Genomic DNA, 232 nt, shown 5'->3' with positions numbered 1-232 from the left:
CGAATGCGCTGCAGGAATTCGGCGTCGACTTCAATTGCAGCTTTATTCTCGGCGGACAGATCCGTGAGAACGCGGAGAGCGGCAATGGCGCCGGACAATCGCGGCCGCGTCTCTTCATGATCTATGCGGCGGGTAATTTCATCGAATCGTCGCGTGTGAATCCGTACTTTCAGATCGGTGAGTCGAAGTATGGCAAGCCGATCATCGACCGCGTGCTGATCCCATCCACGCC

The 232-nt window shown here is 56.9% G+C and carries 1 pseudogene; it reads left to right on the top strand.

Annotated elements, in window-relative coordinates:
* Positions 1–232: pseudogene (locus SB753_RS41970) on the top strand (peptidase); the annotation flags it as partial.

The sequence above is a fragment of the Paraburkholderia sp. SIMBA_053 genome (genome assembly GCF_046534895.1).
GTDB lineage: Bacteria > Pseudomonadota > Gammaproteobacteria > Burkholderiales > Burkholderiaceae > Paraburkholderia > Paraburkholderia caledonica.
Note: the sequence above shows the minus strand (reverse complement) of the source record. Positions and strands in the feature narration are given on the sequence as shown.